The sequence below is a fragment of the Vreelandella alkaliphila genome (assembly GCF_016107625.1).
GTDB classification, from domain to species: Bacteria; Pseudomonadota; Gammaproteobacteria; order Pseudomonadales; family Halomonadaceae; genus Vreelandella; species Vreelandella alkaliphila.
The window spans coordinates 1-17858 of sequence record NZ_JABASV010000008.1 but is presented as its reverse complement, the minus strand read 5'-3'; the positions used below and the strand labels follow the sequence as shown (position 1 = coordinate 17858).

Sequence of the window (17858 nt, the reverse complement as noted above, 5' to 3'; positions counted from 1 at the left end):
ATTAGCCGCGATAATAGCCTGGCTTCACAAACGGAGTAGGTGTCACCACCATCGGCAGCTGTTTACCTCTCACCAACGCATAAACAGTGGTCTCAGGCGCTTCCCATTCACGCCCCACGTACCCCATGGCAATTGGCTTACCAACACTTGGCCCAAAGCCACCGGAAGTCACAACACCAATTTCATTGCCATTTGCATCAACTAAAAGCGCGCCCTCTCTTACTGGTGCACGCCCTTCTGCCACTAACCCTACCCGCTTACGCGTATGATCTTTGGCGGCTACTTGGTGCAGAATAAGATCCGCTCCTGGGAAACCTGCCGGACGCTCCCCACCATGTCGGCGAGGCTTACCAATCGCCCAAATAAGCCCAGCTTCTACAGGCGTCGTCGTCATATCCATATCGTGCCCGTACAAGCACAGCCCTGCTTCTAGGCGAAGCGAGTCGCGTGCACCCAAACCAATCGCTTCAACTTCGGGCTCAGCTAACAGCTGCTCTGCAAATGCCTGGCATGCATCAGAAGCTACTGATATTTCAAAGCCATCTTCACCGGTGTAACCGCTACGACTAATCCAGACTTCCTGCCCCGCCATCGTGAAGCGGCCATGCTGCATAAACGTTAGCTCACACGCTTGGGGGCACAGACGTTCCATGACATCGCGTGCTTGCGGGCCTTGCAGAGCCAGTAGCCCGCGGTCGAGTACCTCAATGTGATGAGTAGCAGCAAGATTCGTACGCAGATGGGCAATATCCTGCTCTTTGCAAGCAGCATTGACGACCAGATAAAAATGATCACCTGCATTGACGGCCATTAGATCATCGATAATACCGCCATCAGTCCCGGTAAATAGTCCGTAGCGCTGTTCACCTTTGCTTAACCCCACTAGGTCTGCTGGGATGAGTGACTCAAGCGCTTCGGCAACATTGTCACCAGAAACCGCTATTTGGCCCATGTGAGAAACATCAAACAGCCCACATTGCTGACGTGTGTGCTCATGCTCTTTTTTGACACCCAATGGGTATTGCACCGGCATGTCATAACCCGCAAAGGGAACCATTTTGGCTCCTAGCGAAAGATGCAATTCATGGAGTGGCGTCTGTTTAAGGTCGGTCATGGGATTTCCTCGGTCGAGAAAGAGAAACGGGAAGCCATGACTGGCTTCCCGGCTCTATTACATCTTATCGGCCCATATTACGTTGAATAGGGCTTACTTATCATGATCCAGCGCTTCACCTGGCAGCACATCTTTGCCTGCAAAGTAATCACGGGTAAGTTTGAATACCACTGGCGAAAGTAGCGCCAGCGCGATCAAGTTAGGAATGGCCATCATAGCGTTAAAGGTATCAGCCATCAGCCAAATAAAACCAAGCTGCGCGATAGCACCCAGCGGGATTGCCAGAACGAACAGCACGCGATACAGCATAATCGAACGTGTACCGAACAGGAACTGACAGCACTTTTCGCCGTAGAAAGACCAGCCAAGAATGGTGGTGAATGCAAACACAGCTAGGGCAATCGCAACAATCTGGTTACCAAAACCGGGCAAGGCAGCATCGAACGAAAGCGCCGTCAGTGATGCACCCGCCTCACCATCAATCCATACCGTGGAGGTCAAAATAACCAGTGCCGTAATGGTGCAAACGACGATGGTATCGATAAAGGTGCCCAGCATGGCGATGAGGCCTTGGCGAACCGGGTTTTTGGTCTGCGCTGCTGCGTGTGCAATTGGTGCACTACCTAAACCTGCTTCGTTAGAGAAAATACCGCGTGCTACACCAAACCGGATAGCTGCCATTACTGCCGCACCGGCAAAGCCACCCGCTGCTGCCATCGGATTAAAGGCGTAATAGAAAATCAAACCAAACGCTTCACCAATTTGGCTTGCATTAATGATCAATACCAACAGCCCGGCAATCACGTAAGCAATCCCCATGATGGGCACTAGTTTACCGGCTACTTTTGCAATGCGCTTAATGCCACCGAGGATAACAGCACCCGCCAGCACCATGATAATTACGCCGGTTAGCCAATGCGGAACACCAAAGGTAGAATCCATAGCATCCGCTACAGAGTTGGACTGTACGGTGTTACCGATCCCGAAAGCTGCTACCGCACCAAAGAATGAGAACAGCCCCCCCAGCCAGAGCCATTTCTTACCGAGGCCATTCTTTATATAGAACATCGGGCCACCGACATGGTAGCCAGTGCTATCGGTTTCACGATAACGCACAGCCAGAACTGCTTCAGAAAATTTAGTGGCCATCCCCACTAACGCAGTGATCCACATCCAGAACACCGCACCTGGGCCACCAAGCGCAATAGCCGTTGCCACACCCGCGATATTACCTGTGCCAATCGTGGCAGATAGCGCCGTCATCAGTGCATCAAAAGGCGAAATCTCACCGTCTTGGTCAGCAGACGCCTGGTCAGCATCTGCTTTGCTAGGCTTAGGGTCGCGGCCTTGCCACATTAGTTTGAAACCCACACCGAGCTTTCTAATCGGCATCAGTTTCAAGCCAATCTGTAAGTAAATCCCTACACCTAGCAGTAGGACCAACATTATCGGGCCCCAAACGACACCGTTAATTGCCCCTAGGAGGTTAGTTAGTATTTCCACGCGCTTCTCCTTACCCTGTTCGTTAGCTCGTTTATTATGGGTACCGGGCAGTCAAGCTGCCTTATTTAATGCTGCTGAGTTATCAAACATTTCCACCATAGCGCGTCTCACGCTTTGAAAAAACGCATGATCAGCATGTTTTACACCATTTTCCTAGTGCGCATCCATCGTGATGTCGCAACTCAGCAGAGAAAGCATCTGTTTTTACAAATTCTAACAGATGTAAAGCATCAGGAAACTCGAAGTGGCTTTTTTGCCGCCATGGGGTGTTGAAGAAATTTGTTTCCGATTGGAAACACGTTAACATATGGCACAGATCGCCTGACTTAGAACTGGCCAATAGTCGCCAAGGCGAACGACAGGCGTTAGTATGCTCCTGTCCAGACAACTGTTTCATAAAGGGAATCATCATGAGCAATCTTCCTGCCAATCTTCGTTATGCCGAAAGCCACGAATGGGTACTTGACCACCAAGACGGTACCGTCACGATCGGCATTACTGATCATGCCCAAGAAGCGTTGGGTGACGTTGTTTTCGTTGAACTGCCAGAAGTCGGTCAGGCACTCAACAAAGGCCAAGAGTTTGGCGTTATCGAGTCTGTTAAGGCGGCTTCTGACCTTTACTCGCCGGTTAACGGTGAAGTTATCGAAGTGAATGAGGCACTTGAAGATTCGCCGGAGACAGTCAATGAAGCGCCTTATGAAGGTGGTTGGATCATGAAGGTGCGCCTGACAGACACAGCCCTTGAAGGGTTGCTAGACGCAGATGCTTACCAGGCAACACTTAGTTCAGACGATTAATTAGTCGGAAAGCCTGCGTAAAGCAGGCTTTCTAGTTTCACCCTGCGCGGTTTTCTCATTACGTTCGGAACCCTCCCATGCCATTTGAAACACGCCGTTTGGCCGAACTGGCCGACCATGATGCTTTTATCAAACGCCACAATGGGCCTAGCCCCGCTGATGTCGACACCATGTTAAAAGCGCTCAATTTGCAGCGCATGGAAGATCTTATTGAGCAAACCGTGCCAAGCGATATCCGCCTTGGCCGTGAGTTAGCCCTGGACGACCCACGCAGTGAAGCAGAAGCTTTAGACTATTTAAGCCAGCTGGCGCGCCAAAATCGAGTAGCCAAAAGCTACATCGGGCAAGGTTACTACGGCACCCACATGCCGGCAGTCATTCAGCGCAATGTGCTGGAAAATCCGGGCTGGTACACCGCTTACACGCCTTATCAACCTGAGATCTCTCAAGGCCGACTAGAGGGCCTGCTCAACTTTCAGCAGGTCATTATGGATTTAACCGGTATGGAGCTTGCCAATGCTTCATTGCTGGATGAGGCGACCGCCGCAGCAGAAGCGATGGCGCTATGCAAGCGTAGCAACAAGAAAAGTAAGTCAACGGCTTTCTTTGTTGCCGATGATCTATTTCCGCAAACATTAGACGTTATCAAAACTCGCGCGGAGTTTTTTGGCTTTGAGCTAATCAGTGGCCCAGCAGAAACGCTGGCAGAACACGATGTGTTTGGTGCCCTGGTGCAATATCCTTCCGCCAGCGGCAACATCACGGACATTTCTCCTCTACTAAGTGCTGCCAAAGAACGCGGCATCATGACGTGCGTCGCCACGGATCTATTGAGCCTAGTGCTGCTTAAAGAACCAGGCGCAATGGGCGCTGATATCGTCGTCGGTAACTCCCAGCGTTTTGGTGTCCCCATGGGCTTTGGTGGCCCGCATGCGGCTTTCTTCGCCACATCCGACAAGCTAAAGCGCTCGATTCCTGGCCGCATTATTGGTGTATCCAAAGATAGCCGCGGTAACACTGCATTACGCATGGCCATGCAAACCCGCGAGCAACATATCCGCCGCGAGAAAGCGACTTCCAATATTTGTACTGCTCAGGCACTACTAGCAAATATTGCTGGCTTCTACGCTACCTACCATGGTGCAGAAGGCCTACGCAAAATTGCAGGCCGCGTGCATCGCCTCACCACCTTGCTAGCGGAAGGTCTTAAGCAAGGTGGGGTCATGTTAGCGAACGACAGCTGGTTTGATACGCTCCGCCTGACCCAAGTAGATGCTGGAAAAATTCATGGCCGCGCCATGACGCATGATATCAACCTTCATTACTTCGCCAATGGCGATGTGGGCATTAGCCTGGATGAAACTACGACAGCTCACGACGTCGCGACGCTGTTTGATGTGCTGTTAGGCGATGAGCACGGCTTGTCCGTCGCAGCGCTGGATGGACAGGTTATTAGTGACGAACTCAGCGGCATTCCTCCACTGTATCGGCGTGAAAGCAGCTTTTTGGAACACCCCACGTTTACCCGTTATCGCAGCGAAACCGAGATGCTGCGTTATTTGAAACGTCTCGAGAACAAAGACCTTTCCTTGGCTCATGCCATGATCCCGCTGGGTTCGTGCACGATGAAGCTAAACGCTACCAGTGAAATGATTCCGATCTCCTGGCCTGCGTTTGCGCACCTCCACCCGTTCGCCCCCCGCGACCAAGTGGCCGGCTATCATCAAATGATTGATGAGCTAGCCGCTTTCTTAGTGGAAGTGACGGGTTATGACCATATCTCCATGCAGCCCAACTCAGGTGCCCAGGGTGAATATGCGGGGCTGCTAGCCATTCGTCGCTATCAGGCAGCACAAGGAGAATCCCATCGTGATGTGTGCTTAATCCCCAGCTCTGCCCACGGCACTAACCCAGCGTCTGCAGCCATGCTAAGCATGGACGTTGTCGTAGTTGAGTGTGATGCCAACGGCAACATTGACTTGGATGACCTGACGCGCAAAGCCGAGCAGCACAGTGATCGCCTATCTGCCGTAATGATCACGTATCCCTCTACTCACGGTGTATTTGAGTCCCATGTTCGCAAGGTTTGCGAGGTAGTACATCAGCATGGCGGCCAAGTGTATGTGGATGGTGCCAACATGAATGCTCAGGTGGGTTTGACGCGGCCCGGTGACTTCGGTGGTGATGTCTCGCACCTCAATCTGCACAAAACATTTTGTATACCCCACGGTGGCGGTGGCCCGGGCATGGGCCCGATTGGTGTCAAAGCTCACCTTGCCCCCTTCGTTTCCAATCACGTGGTTACGCCTATTAATGGTGTTAACCCAGAAAACAGTGCGGTTTCCGCTGCAGCATTTGGCAGCGCGTCAATTCTGCCAATCTCTTGGGCTTACATTAAGATGATGGGCGCACGTGGGCTTCGCGAAGCAACTGAGCTGGCTATTCTTAATGCCAATTATATTGCCAAGCGATTAGAGAGTGCTTATCCGATTCTCTACCGTGGCCAGAACGGCAATGTCGCCCACGAATGCATCATCGATATTCGCCCGCTCAAGAGTGCTTCTGGTATCAGTGAAGAAGATATTGCCAAGCGTCTGATGGACTACGGTTTCCATGCACCGACCATGTCGTTCCCTGTACCAGGCACACTGATGATCGAGCCTACAGAGTCTGAGTCACTCTACGAAATTGATCGCTTCTGTGATGCCATGATCGCGATTCGAGAAGAGATTGCGCGCGTCGAAAAGGGTGATTGGCCGCTGGATAATAACCCGTTGGTGAATGCCCCTCATACCCAAGCAGATTTGATGGATAGCGAGTGGCAACGCCCTTATGACCGTAAGCTGGGCGCCTTCCCAACAGAGGCTGTAGCTGCGTCAAAGTATTGGCCTGCGGTTAACCGCGTTGATAACGTATTCGGTGATCGGCAACTTATCTGCACTTGCCCTAGCATTGACGAATACCGCCGTTAATACTCAACGCATACGCTATTAGACGACAAGACATCCCTGTCTCTTAAACGCCCTTGGCGCTCGTTATTCGGGCACCAGGGGCGTTTTTTCTTGCAGGCGTTGGTGATGAAACCCCTCCAGTAGCTTTTCATAACGTTTCGGCAAGACCGAATCTCGCCGGCGCAATAGATAAAGCACTTCATTAATCCCTTGAGGTAACGCCAACGCTTTTACTTGGCGCTGCCAAGGGGAGGTTTCTAACACCAGGCGTGAGACAACGGTAAAACCTAGCCCTCGCGCGACCGCATCCAGCACCATGCTCACTTCATTAGTAAATCCCTGATGTCGAAAGTGCGTCATTGAACGAAATTCGTCTGGATAATTGGCGCGCAGCAGTGCGTTGGCGTGATTAATGCCGTCGTAGTAATTAAGAAAGCCTATGCCCATCAGGTCGGTTAGCGTGCTACCAGCGAAATCAGCAGGCACGACTAAACATAATGGCTCTTTGTGCCATACCGTGCAGGTCAATTCGGTATGGTTGACCTGCTCAGTCACGATGCCAATATCGTAGCGGCCTTCAAGCAGGTCATTAACGATTTCGTGATTAAAAGCAAAACTGTAATTGACCGTTAAGTTGGGGTGCATCTGCTGCTGGCCAAGAATAAAAGGATAAAACATCAACCCAACACTTCCTGGGGATGCAATCCGGCATTCACCGCTATCCAGCGAGTCGTCATCTAAACCATGGCGAAACTGCTCATGCTCGGCAAATAGCTTCAACGCATAATCATAAGCCCTTCGTCCAGACTCCGTTAGCGTAAAACTTCTGCCCTTTCTCTCTATCAGCGGTTTATCTAAATAGCTTTCTAACTTGCGGATATGCTGGCTGACGCCAGGCTGCGTCATCTCCAAACGGCGCGCAGTTCGTGTGAAACTCCCCGTTTCCACTAACGTTATAAACGTCCGAAAATACTGGGCATTAAACATAATAAAGCGCCATCTTAACTAGCCACCGTGTGCTCTTAACGAGAGCACAGAGTAGCACAATCCGACTCTTAAACGGACGCTAAGGACCAGCACTACCCTTATTGCTTGAATTCAGTTAGTAAAGGCCATGATAGTATGTGGTTTCGTTAACAATATGATTAGGGACAGCCAGACTAATGACGCAACTCCCAGTGCCGCGCGCCACCATTTCCAGCATTATTTCCCCGGAAGGGAGCCTCGAAGTGCTTTCCCAGCATGAGGTCAACCGTTTAAAAAGCACCTCTAAAAGTGGCCTGCATGACCTGCTACGCCGCTGTGCACTCGCGGTGCTTAACTGCGGCAGCCCAACGGATGATAGTTTGGCCATCATGGAAGCCTACAAAGACTTTGATATTGAAGTTTTACAGCAAGACCGAGGCATCCGCCTGAAGCTAACCAATGCTCCCGCCGAAGCCTTTGTCGACGGACGAATGATTCGTGGTATACGTGAACATTTATCATCCATTCTTCGCGACATTGTTTATGTTTACAACGAAATCCAACACCACAAGCGGTTTGACTTAACCACGGGTGAAGGCACAACTAACGCCGTGTTTCATATCCTGCGCAAGGCGGGCACGCTGAAGCCTGGGCGCGACCCAAGTTTGGTGGTGTGCTGGGGTGGCCACTCGATTTCCAGAGAAGAGTATGAGTATACCAAGGACGTTGGTTATCACCTTGGCTTGCGGGATCTAGACATCTGCACCGGCTGCGGCCCTGGCGCCATGAAAGGCCCCATGAAAGGAGCTAACGTTGCCCATGCAAAACAGCGTCTTAAAGATGGCCGCTATTTAGGTATTTCTGAGCCAGGTATCATTGCAGCCGAAGCGCCTAACCCTATCGTTAACGAGCTAGTTGTCATGCCAGACATCGAAAAACGGCTCGAAGCATTCGTGCGTTTAGGGCACGGTATTATTGTTTTCCCCGGAGGGGTGGGTACTGCAGAAGAAATTCTTTACCTGCTGGGAATCCTGCTGCATCCAAGCAATCACGATATTCCCTACCCACTCGTGTTTACTGGCCCAGCTGATTCTGCCGAGTACTTCCAGAAAATCGATGAATTCTTAGTTTATACGCTGGGCGAGGATATCCGCCGCTACTACACGATTATTACCGGTAATCCTGTGGCTGTCGCACGCAAAATGCGTGAAGAAATTGACGAGATTGCAGACTTCCGCCGCAAGCATCAGGACGCTTTTTACTACAACTGGCGTCTTACCATTGCACGTGACTTTCAGGCCCCCTTCGAGCCAACCCATGAAGCTATGCGCGGTCTAGCGCTTCACCGTCAGCAGCCTACTCATGAACTAGCGGCCAACTTGCGTCGTGCTTTTTCTGGCATTGTGGCGGGTAACGTTAAAGAGCCGGGGATTCGAGCAATTGAAGCCCATGGACCTTTTGAGTTAACCGCTGAACCAGAACTCATGCAGCGCTTAGACGAGCTATTAACCTCATTTGTCGCCCAAGGACGCATGAAACTTGATGGACAAGCATATACACCCTGCTATGTTCTCAAGTAACTAATTTAGCAAGCACAGTCTTTATCAGGCGCAACCCAGCCGCGCTGCGCCTGATACATCAGGAAACTCACCGTGATTATTGCTCTTTTAACGCTGATTGCAGCAGGCATCATCAAAGGTGCCATCGGTTCTGGCGTGCCAGTCATAGTCGTACCTGTTCTCACCATGCTCTACGACGTGAAGCTAGCCATTGCCGTATTAATCGCCCCCAATTTGTTCAGCAATGTTTTACAGGTTTGGCAATACCGGCATCATTTGTTGCCACTGCGTTTTCTCGCTGCCTTCTCTTTATCAGGTGGGTTAGGCATTGTGTTGGGCACATGGGGATTAGTCGTGTTATCACCCACTCTTTTATCGCTCGGCGTGGCCGCGTCGATCGTGCTCTATCTGGTCATCAAAATAGCTAGGCGAACGCTTGCTCTTCCTTTCGCGACCGCCAACCGCATCGTACTGCCTGTTGGCTTGCTCGCTGGCGTACTGCAAGGTGCGGCGGGTATGTCGGCACCCGCGTCTGTAACGTTTCTAAACGCAATGCAGTTGGAGCGACGCGTGTTTATCGGCTCTATCTCTGTGTTTTTTGTTGCCATCACCTGCGTGCAAATACCCGCGCTGCTGAGTGCGGAAATACTCACACTGGAACGCACGCTTTACAGCTTCATAGCGCTATTCGTCATTCTCGCCGCCATGCCCATCGGCGCACAGCTCGGCAAACGCCTACCGCACCGTTGGTTTGATAATCTCATCATGCTGTTGCTAGCAGGCATTGCAGTCAAAATTATTGTGGATGCTGCACTTTAAACCATGACGACCGCCTCACTGAGCAGAAAGAGTGTCAAACCGCTACACTGATGACGCAGTCGCAACTCCTTGCCTAGGCGTTAATGGCAAGGTGAAAACCACCACCAAGGAAAGGATAAACAGCATGGAAATGATCGATCAGCTTCGGGATGGAAAAACCAAAGCATTCGCCAAGCACTGCTTTGAACGCTACTCCCCTGAAGAGCTGAATGCCGCCTCAGAAGGTGTGCCGGATCAGGACGAAATGGCGCACTGGGAAATTACCGCTGGCCAATGGGAAGAAGCCATTGCAGCTGCACTTGCGGATCATCATTCACAAGGCTAAATAGAGTGCTAGGCTAACGTGAGTATTATTAGCGCCACCTATGATTTGTTATCCCCCTAGGTGGCGCTGATCTTTCACAAATAGGTATTGGCTTATTTCTGCTTAGCCTCGAGTATGCGCCAGCCCATTTTCTCAGCCTCAATTAACAGATAAATCATTCCGCTACTTAAAATGATGGCTAGCCAATGCATAATGCTTAACCCTTCGCTACCGAAGATAAGCTGCATAAAGGGTAGATAGGTAAACGCCATTTGCAGCAGCATCACCATCATAATAGCGATCCATACTGGCCGACTGCCAAAAATGCCGGCAAACGACAGCGTACTATTAATTAAAAAGCGGCTATTGATTAAATAAGCGGCACTGCCAGTGACCAGCATATTGACCGCCCCTGCCCGCGCTAGCGCTTCGCTGCCCTCTTGGTTGAGTATCCAAGAGAACATGCCGAAGACGCCAACAAGCAGTAGCACAGACACAAAAATCACTCGCCATAATAAAAACAGATCAAGCAGCGGTGCTTTAGGATCTCTTGGCTGGCGCGCCATTAAGTCTTTTTCCCCAGTCTCAAACGCTAATGCCAGACCTAGCGTAATCGCTACCACCATATTTACCCATAATGCCTGTAACGGCGTTACCGGTAGCACCGAGCCGGATAGTACGGCTAGCATGATCGCCAAGCCTTGAGCACCGTTGGTGGGCAGAATAAAGGTGATCGTTTTACGGATGTTATCGTAGACTTTGCGGCCTTCTTCAATAGCACTGACAATGGTTGCGAAGTTATCATCTGCCAGTACCATTTCAGAAGCATCTTTCGCCGCCTCAGTCCCCTGTACTCCCATAGCAACGCCGACATCAGCACGTTTTAAGGCTGGCCCATCATTAACGCCATCCCCAGTCATGGAGCAAACCCCGCCCCGCGCCTGCATCGCTTTTACTAAGCGCAGCTTATGCTCAGGGGACGCCCGAGCAAAGACATCAATCTCAAGAATGATGTTTTCTAACGCCTGATCGGACATCGCTTCAATTTCTCGCCCAGTAAGCGCTTTCTGGGTTTGCGCAAAACCCAGTTGTTTAGCAATAGCCAGCGCTGTCGAAGCATGATCACCGGTAATCATAACGGGACGAATACCTGCTTGCTGGCAACGTTTAACTGCCTCGATTGCCTCTTCTCTTGGTGGGTCCAGCAAGCCAATAATTCCCAGTAAGCGCAACCCACCTTCAATATGGTGATGATCAAGCTCATCGATTGCAGCGGCAGGTTTATCCGCAATAGCTAGTACGCGTAAACCTCGCGAGGAAAGCTCGTGAATACGGTTTTCCCACTCATTACGATCAATAGCGACAGTGCCTTGCTTGGTAGCAACGCTGTCGCACATTTCTATCAAACGATCAGGCGCCCCCTTTACGATGACACGCTGGCCATCAGCTTCTGCATGTAGAGTGGCCATATACTTAAAGTCTGACTCGAAAGGGATCGCATCTACCCGCGGAAACTGCAGGCGCACCTCTGACGTTTTTATTCCTGCTTTTTCCCCGGCAACTACTAACGCGCCCTCTGTCGGGTCACCATAAATCTGATATTGTCCCGCTTGCTGATGCAGCTCAGTGTCGTTACACAATACGCCAGCACGTAAAAAATCGCTTAACGAATAAGAACGGTTCATATCGACAGATTCTGTTTCTTGTTCACCGCTGGCACTCACTCGATAAAAAGATCCTTCGGGTGAAAACCCGATACCCTCGATGAGGAACTGCTCGTCACCCAGCCATATCGCTTGGGCCGTCATTTCATTGCGCGTCAATGTGCCCGTTTTATCGGAAAAAATAGTCGAGATGGAGCCCAACGTTTCTACAGCAGGAAGCCGACGAATAATGGCGTTGCGCTTCGCCATGCTTTGCACGCCAAGCGCGAGCCCGATGGTGACAATGGCAGGTAGACCTTCAGGAATCGCGGCCACCGCTAGACCGACAGCAGCCATAAACATATCCGCAGCGGGCTGGTCATGAAGAAGCGTGCCTAACAGCGCGGTAATAGCGGCGGCACCCAAGATAAAAATTGCCAGCACCCTACCCGCACGATCAAGCTGCTGAAGCAGCGGTGTTTTAATTTTTTCCACACCACGCAGAAGTTCAGAAATTTTGCCGATTTCAGTGTAACGCCCCGTCTCAACGACCAAACCACGGGCATTGCCTTGCACCACAATTGTACTGGCAAACGCCATACTGCTTCGCTCCGCAAGATCCACATCTGCGCCCACTGGGTGCGACTGCTTCTCCACAGGAACCGACTCCCCAGTTAGAGCCGCCTCGTCGGTGCGAAAACGCCGCGCTTCAATCAGTCGCACGTCCGCAGGTATCCGGTCACCACTCTCCACCAGCACGATGTCCCCTGGCACTAACGCTTCGGCAGGAATGGTAGTGCGCTTCCCGTCACGTATGACATTGGCCTGGGGAGAAAGCATATTGCGGATGCTATCAAGCGCTTGCTCAGCTTTTCCTTCCTGGATAAAACCAATCAGCGCAATCACGGCTACCACCCCCACAATGGCCGCCGCATCAATGACGTGCCCAAGCAAGAAACTGGCAATAGCAGCAACCAGCAGTATAAGAATTAAAATATTATTGAGCTGATCCAATAAACGCCGATACCAAGGACGTCCCTGAGCCTGCTGAAGACGATTCGGCCCGTAGCGCTCTATACGCACTAGAGCCTCTGCAGTGGATAGGCCATCGGCAGTAGTGGCCTGCCACGCCAGCGCTTGATCTATCGAGGCACAATGCCACTTTCGAGAAGGCTTCACCGGTATTTGAGGGTTTTCCATCCATAAGCTCCCTTGTTAACTATACGGTCAGCTTACCGCAGGTTGTTGCGCCGCAACACTACTAGTATCTATAAACTAACAAGAGGATGATGCAACGCAAAAAAGACGCCAATCTAGCTAAACTAAAAATTTTCGGTGCCTTAAATTAGATATTTTCAATGTAACGTTTTTTTGATTTATTTTCGCCAATCAATATGTTGCTACATCGAAAATAATGCTACGCGATTAGTTATCAGCTCGGATTCGCAAATTGCCTTACACAACATTTGTGAAAACAACATATCTATAGTAGAAAAAAATTAAAAATCACATGGCTAAACAATATTTCATGCTTAGCTAACAAATAAGAAAAATTCCTATTAATCTAAAGGAAATGGTCAAAATATTGAAATATTAAAAAAATAATATAAAATTAAAAAATAATCCTAAAAATATATTACCTATATAATTAAAAATCAAAAACCTAATTACTTATTTTAATTTATATTAAAAAAAATCCAGCAAGCCTGCAAAAACAATTTACAACATAATAATATATTTTTACAAAAAAAAGAGGGGGGGTTACCAAAATGAATACATCTTTTACTTCTTCACACAATAAAAGCATTTTTGCTTCACCTTCACTTAGTGAGCTAGAATTACTTCTAACGTTCTCTCAACCTTTATTTACACTACGTAAAAAAACAACACTGATAATAGATGGTGAAAAATTCAAAGGCTTATATCTTGTCCACAGTGGACTATTAAAAAAAAGCCAATTAAAAAAATCGTCGGAAAATGAAATAATTACATCTTTTTTCTTCCCGGGGGATCTGATAGGATTAGATTCAATTTGTGAAGGACATTATAATGGCTCTGTCACATCGATAGAAACATCCGGTCTATCATTAATAAAATTCAAAAAAATAGAAGATCTCCCAATAACAAAGACAAGTCATATTCAGTTATTAAAAATTTTAAGTAAGACGATGCGTAATGAACACACTCGCTTGTGGCACACACTAAGTCAGTCATCAGACTCTAGATTAGCGTATTTTTTCATTACTATGTCTAGTAAATTTCGTGAACAAGGATATTCTCCTAACTCTTTCAGGCTACCCATGTCGAGGCAAGACATAGCAAATTATCTATGCATGGCTTCAGAAACAGTTAGCCGCATTGTTAGTCGCTTCGAAAACGAGGGGCTACTTGAGGCTAATGGCCACGAGTATTTGATATTAAACCCTAGAGGATTAGCTGACATAGCCGAAAAAGCATAATCAACTAACACATCGAAGCATATAAAAAAGACCAAAATTAAGCTGAATGCTTGACTGCAATTGACTCAATTCTATTACGCCCGCTACGTTTAGCTTTCAGAAGCAAATGATCAGCACGATGAATTAGTGTTTCAATATGCACATCATCGCGCTCTAGCTTGGCAACACCAATACTTATAGTAAGTTTAACGCTATTTAAAACCTCTCTCAATCGCTCGGCTATTAGCATAGCATCGGAAACATCTGTTTCTGGTAAAACAATTATAAATTCGTCACCACCATATCGACCTACATGGTCACAATCCCGTACTGTTTCAAGGAGAGTTTTTGCGACTTCTTTAAGTGCTTTGTCTCCAACAGGGTGGCCCTGGCTATCATTAATTACCTTAAAATGATCAAGATCGAGCATCATTAGGCATAGAGATAGTCCATACCGGCGAACACGCTTAAACTCAGCACTAGCCAACTCTAAAAGATAACGGCGATTATATGTGCCAGTGAGAAAGTCATGGTTGGCTAGATAAAAAAGCTCCTCGTTAGTGGCCATTAATTTAGCAGTCCGTTCCTTGACTTTCCTCTCCACTTCACTTTCAATATATTTATTTAGCTCATTTACTGTATTTTTCAGATTCTTTTCGTAGATAATTCCAAGCAAATGTGACAGGGAACCCTGTGCATCAGAAATTGGTACTAAAATTAGCTGATTCCCTCCCTCCAGGTTTTTCTCATAAATATTTTTAACAGGCGGTTCATAACAAACAGATGTACACTCCTCTATACATTGAGCACAGCTTGCTACTACTTCTTCGCTAACCGGCTTTGAAAACAACTGGCCAAGATGCTTACTTTCATATTCAACTTCGCAACTTAACTTTTCATTTTTAAACGGGTCTATTGCTATTATGATAAACTTATTTTCCCCGAAAATTTTTACGAAAAACATTTGTCTAGGGAAAAAACCAAACATATTCTCCATTGTTATAAAAGCATCACTACCAAGCTGATTTATAGTTCTTAACGCACTCCAAAATGAAAACATGACCTCCCCCCTTCATAAAAAACAAACTTATTAACTTATATTTTATTTAATATGGCGGCATTCAGTGCTAATGAGTCAGATTTCCAACATTTTTTGTATTTTTTAATTAACTTCAACTCATTGTTTTTTTGCTTAACGCAATCCCACAATGTCTTATGCAGTTCAGGGGTAGAATTTGTTTCCAACAGGTAATTAAACAAAACACAAGTCTCGCTAGCAGACTCTTCAGCGTACTCAAGCAAATGCTTCCCCATACGTTTGTCTATAACAAAGAAGTGAGGACTGTTATTTCTATAAAAGCTTGGGAGCTTCCAAGTAGAAGAATCAATCACACAATCACCTAGCCCTAACTGCAAGGCAGCCTCATGCAGCTTACTAAGACGGTGTACACACTCTAATCCAATTGAGCTCATTAAACGGCTGACAGAAGAGTCAACCGTAAGAAAGCTAAGCGACAACCATCTATATCGATTAAGTTCTATTGATTCATGTGAATTCGCTAAATCGAGCTGCTCGTACGGTAGAAAATTAGGAAATGCAATCTTTTCCATGTCGTGTTTCTCTCTGTGCGCTAAATGTATATAGAACTATGAACAACGCTATCTTAGTTCGAAACAAAATTTATCTTCTATGACATTTGTCAACTTTATTAAAAAACATGAAGACAGGACATCAATAACAGTACGAATCATATTTTAGCACTAGCTTTCACTCATCCAAATTAAGTATTTAAATAAACAATATCTAATAAAAAAGTACTGATTTATTTATCAATAAAAACATGCATTTAAAATATAACATCGAATTATCACACTGTTGCAGTCAATAAAAAATATGACCAGCGTCAAATGAATCGCGATTAATAACAAACTCCATGCCAAGCACGGCTATGCTATTTCAAACGGCACATGAGGAACCAATACAATGACAACGTTACTGTTTCCTAATCTGACAGCAAAGTCCATCAGCAGCGAGTCTATGCTGGTGCTTTGGTATCAGCCTTGGGTGGAAACCACACATTCGGCCGCCAAGCTACAACGTATCTGGCTAGCAGCAGCCAATGAAGCACTTCGTCATGAACTGGATTTTATTTCAGCGGTGACTCCAATCTACAGCAAGCTAACCTGCTGCATGCTCGGCTTTAAAGGGCCTCAAACCCTCTCATCAATGGCAATTTGCTACCACAACACTGCAGAAGATATGACAGAAGCAACGTTCAACCGCATGCGCAAAGTATCAGAACTCAGTGAAGACATACGCGAGCGGATATGGAGTGAGCTGTAAGCTGTGGCTAGACTAACCTGAGGGCTGTGAGCAATTATTCAACGGCCCTCTTACCCCAGGGAAGTACGAGGCCTTGATATGCCAACCCCAAGCCGTGAAAGTCTACTTAGCGACCATCACCCTGATGCAGTGCGTAAACGGCTAGCGACTCCAGTAAAAGCATCAACGCTTCCAGATGCTGTGCTCGGCGGTATCGATGGCTGCGTGACGACTTTTGCGGTTGTATCAGGGGCATTTGGAGCAGGTTTTTCACCACAGGTGGCGCTTGTACTGGGTTTCGCCAACTTACTCGCTGACGGCTTCAGCATGGCAGTAAGCAATTACGAAGCCGGGCAGGCACAGCTTGCTCAGATCGCCAGTACTGAGCGTATCGAACGGCAACATATTGACCTGGTGCCTGAGGGCGAACGCGAAGAGATTCGCCAACTTTTTCACGCTAAAGGTTTCGAAGGAGAACTACTTGAACAAGTAGTGGAAACGCTATGTCGTGAACCGGATAGATGGGTGACTACTATGTTACAAGAAGAACATGGGCTTTCATCTGTTGGACTTAACCCTCTTCGAGCAGCGTTAGTTACCTTTAGTGCTTTTTTGATCGTAGGCGCTCTACCGTTACTTCCGTATACGATACCTAGCATAGCAACCACGACGCAGTTTCTAGCCAGTCTAGGGCTGGCTTGCGGCGTATTCCTTGCTATTGGCATGCTCAAGAGCGCCGTCTACGGCCTACCGGCTTGGCGCTCAGGCCTGCGTACTCTTTTCATGGGTAGCGCTGCGGCCGGGCTCGCCTTTGCGACAGGCTATCTCGCGCAGCGTCTATTAGCAGGCTAGGCCTATAAAGACCTGCTTGGCTATTAATAATCATAGTATGTCAGTAAGCTTCACAACTTATGCTAATGATTGCTAATCCAGAATGAAGCTTAAAACCAAAAAACGGCCACCGCTGTAATAGCTAAGTGACCGTTTTATCTGTTTGGTCGGAGTGACAGGATTCGAACCTGCGACCTTTGCAACCCCATCCTGCTAGCGCTACCTTAGGCGCCCAAGCCCCACCACCTCCTATCAGCTATAAGATATTGTTCTTAATAATCTTTTGAAAGCCTCACTATAGAAGCGCTATGTTTGAGTTGGACACCAGACGCAGCATTTACTAATCCAAAATCGCAATATTGGCGCATTTGGGATTTGTAATGGACGACTCTACGAGCCGTCCACTTCGCCAAGCTTAGGCGTCCACCGGGACTAACACCTTCGCTGAGGCTCAAACGGGATGACAAATTTTTCACTTAAGAGAAAGATCACGGAATCAGCAATTAAGCATGCTCAAAGCAAGGGCATTCGCACTATCCACGACATCGAAATTTGAATCGCCCCAGGTTTCATAGACACCTCCAGGCCCTATACTAAAGGTATCTAG

General features: G+C 48.0%; 14 protein-coding genes. 8 read left to right on the top strand and 6 right to left on the bottom strand.

Annotation, left to right across the window (positions count from 1 at the left end):
• Position 1: 1 nt before the first annotated feature.
• Both gcvT and JFC11_RS12765 read right to left on the bottom strand, forming a co-directional pair.
• Complete coding sequence (gcvT, locus tag JFC11_RS12770; RefSeq protein WP_038484432.1) at positions 2-1114, bottom strand: glycine cleavage system aminomethyltransferase GcvT; 1113 nt, start codon at positions 1112-1114, stop codon at positions 2-4.
• A 93-nt stretch (positions 1115-1207) separates the two neighbouring features.
• Positions 1208-2617 carry an alanine/glycine:cation symporter family protein gene (locus JFC11_RS12765; protein ID WP_038484435.1) on the bottom strand — a complete coding sequence of 470 codons (1410 nt, stop codon included), beginning with the start codon at positions 2615-2617 and terminating at the stop codon, positions 1208-1210.
• 410 nt (positions 2618-3027) lie between these two features.
• Between JFC11_RS12765 and gcvH the strand changes: the two genes are divergently transcribed.
• Together gcvH and gcvP are read left to right on the top strand one after the other, a co-directional pair.
• Positions 3028-3417 (top strand): glycine cleavage system protein GcvH, encoded by a 390-nt coding sequence (gene gcvH, locus JFC11_RS12760; protein ID WP_009724484.1) that lies wholly within the window; start codon positions 3028-3030, stop codon positions 3415-3417.
• Positions 3418-3494: 77 nt separating this feature from the next.
• Positions 3495-6389: an aminomethyl-transferring glycine dehydrogenase gene (gcvP, locus tag JFC11_RS12755; protein ID WP_038484438.1), complete on the top strand. Its 2895-nt coding sequence runs from the start codon at positions 3495-3497 to the stop codon at positions 6387-6389.
• Positions 6390-6452: 63 nt separating this feature from the next.
• Here the strand turns inward: gcvP and JFC11_RS12750 are convergent, their stop codons facing one another.
• On the bottom strand, positions 6453-7355 hold the full coding sequence (locus JFC11_RS12750; protein WP_038484441.1) for a LysR family transcriptional regulator: 903 nt from the start codon (positions 7353-7355) through the stop codon (positions 6453-6455).
• A gap of 176 nt (positions 7356-7531) precedes the next feature.
• Between JFC11_RS12750 and ppnN the strand changes: the two genes are divergently transcribed.
• The 3 genes from ppnN to JFC11_RS12735 all read left to right on the top strand — a co-directional run bounded on the left by ppnN (position 7532) and on the right by JFC11_RS12735 (position 10037).
• Positions 7532-8914: a nucleotide 5'-monophosphate nucleosidase PpnN gene (ppnN, locus tag JFC11_RS12745; RefSeq protein WP_232482901.1), complete on the top strand. Its 1383-nt coding sequence runs from the start codon at positions 7532-7534 to the stop codon at positions 8912-8914.
• Positions 8915-8986: 72 nt separating this feature from the next.
• Positions 8987-9712 (top strand): sulfite exporter TauE/SafE family protein, encoded by a 726-nt coding sequence (locus tag JFC11_RS12740; RefSeq protein ID WP_038484447.1) that lies wholly within the window; start codon positions 8987-8989, stop codon positions 9710-9712.
• 124 nt (positions 9713-9836) lie between these two features.
• Complete coding sequence (locus tag JFC11_RS12735) at positions 9837-10037, top strand: hypothetical protein (RefSeq protein ID WP_038484450.1); 201 nt, start codon at positions 9837-9839, stop codon at positions 10035-10037.
• Positions 10038-10129: 92 nt separating this feature from the next.
• Here the strand turns inward: JFC11_RS12735 and JFC11_RS12730 are convergent, their stop codons facing one another.
• Entirely contained in the window at positions 10130-12859 is a 2730-nt protein-coding gene (locus JFC11_RS12730) for an HAD-IC family P-type ATPase (protein ID WP_198349697.1), read from the bottom strand.
• A 569-nt stretch (positions 12860-13428) separates the two neighbouring features.
• On the opposite strand from JFC11_RS12730, the gene JFC11_RS12725 reads away from it, so the two are divergent.
• Positions 13429-14118, top strand: coding sequence for a Crp/Fnr family transcriptional regulator (locus JFC11_RS12725; RefSeq protein ID WP_198349696.1), 690 nt, complete (start codon positions 13429-13431; stop codon positions 14116-14118).
• A 37-nt stretch (positions 14119-14155) separates the two neighbouring features.
• Here JFC11_RS12725 and JFC11_RS12720 read toward each other — a convergent pair whose 3' ends face one another.
• Both JFC11_RS12720 and JFC11_RS12715 read right to left on the bottom strand, forming a co-directional pair.
• Positions 14156-15157, bottom strand: coding sequence for a GGDEF domain-containing protein (locus JFC11_RS12720; RefSeq protein WP_198349695.1), 1002 nt, complete (start codon positions 15155-15157; stop codon positions 14156-14158).
• Positions 15158-15192: 35 nt separating this feature from the next.
• Positions 15193-15708, bottom strand: coding sequence for a hypothetical protein (locus JFC11_RS12715; protein WP_120386918.1), 516 nt, complete (start codon positions 15706-15708; stop codon positions 15193-15195).
• 373 nt (positions 15709-16081) lie between these two features.
• Between JFC11_RS12715 and JFC11_RS12710 the strand changes: the two genes are divergently transcribed.
• On the top strand, positions 16082-16441 hold the full coding sequence (locus tag JFC11_RS12710; protein WP_198349694.1) for a hypothetical protein: 360 nt from the start codon (positions 16082-16084) through the stop codon (positions 16439-16441).
• 78 nt (positions 16442-16519) lie between these two features.
• Positions 16520-17272: a VIT1/CCC1 transporter family protein gene (locus tag JFC11_RS12705; protein WP_198349693.1), complete on the top strand. Its 753-nt coding sequence runs from the start codon at positions 16520-16522 to the stop codon at positions 17270-17272.
• Positions 17273-17858: the final 586 nt, after the last annotated feature.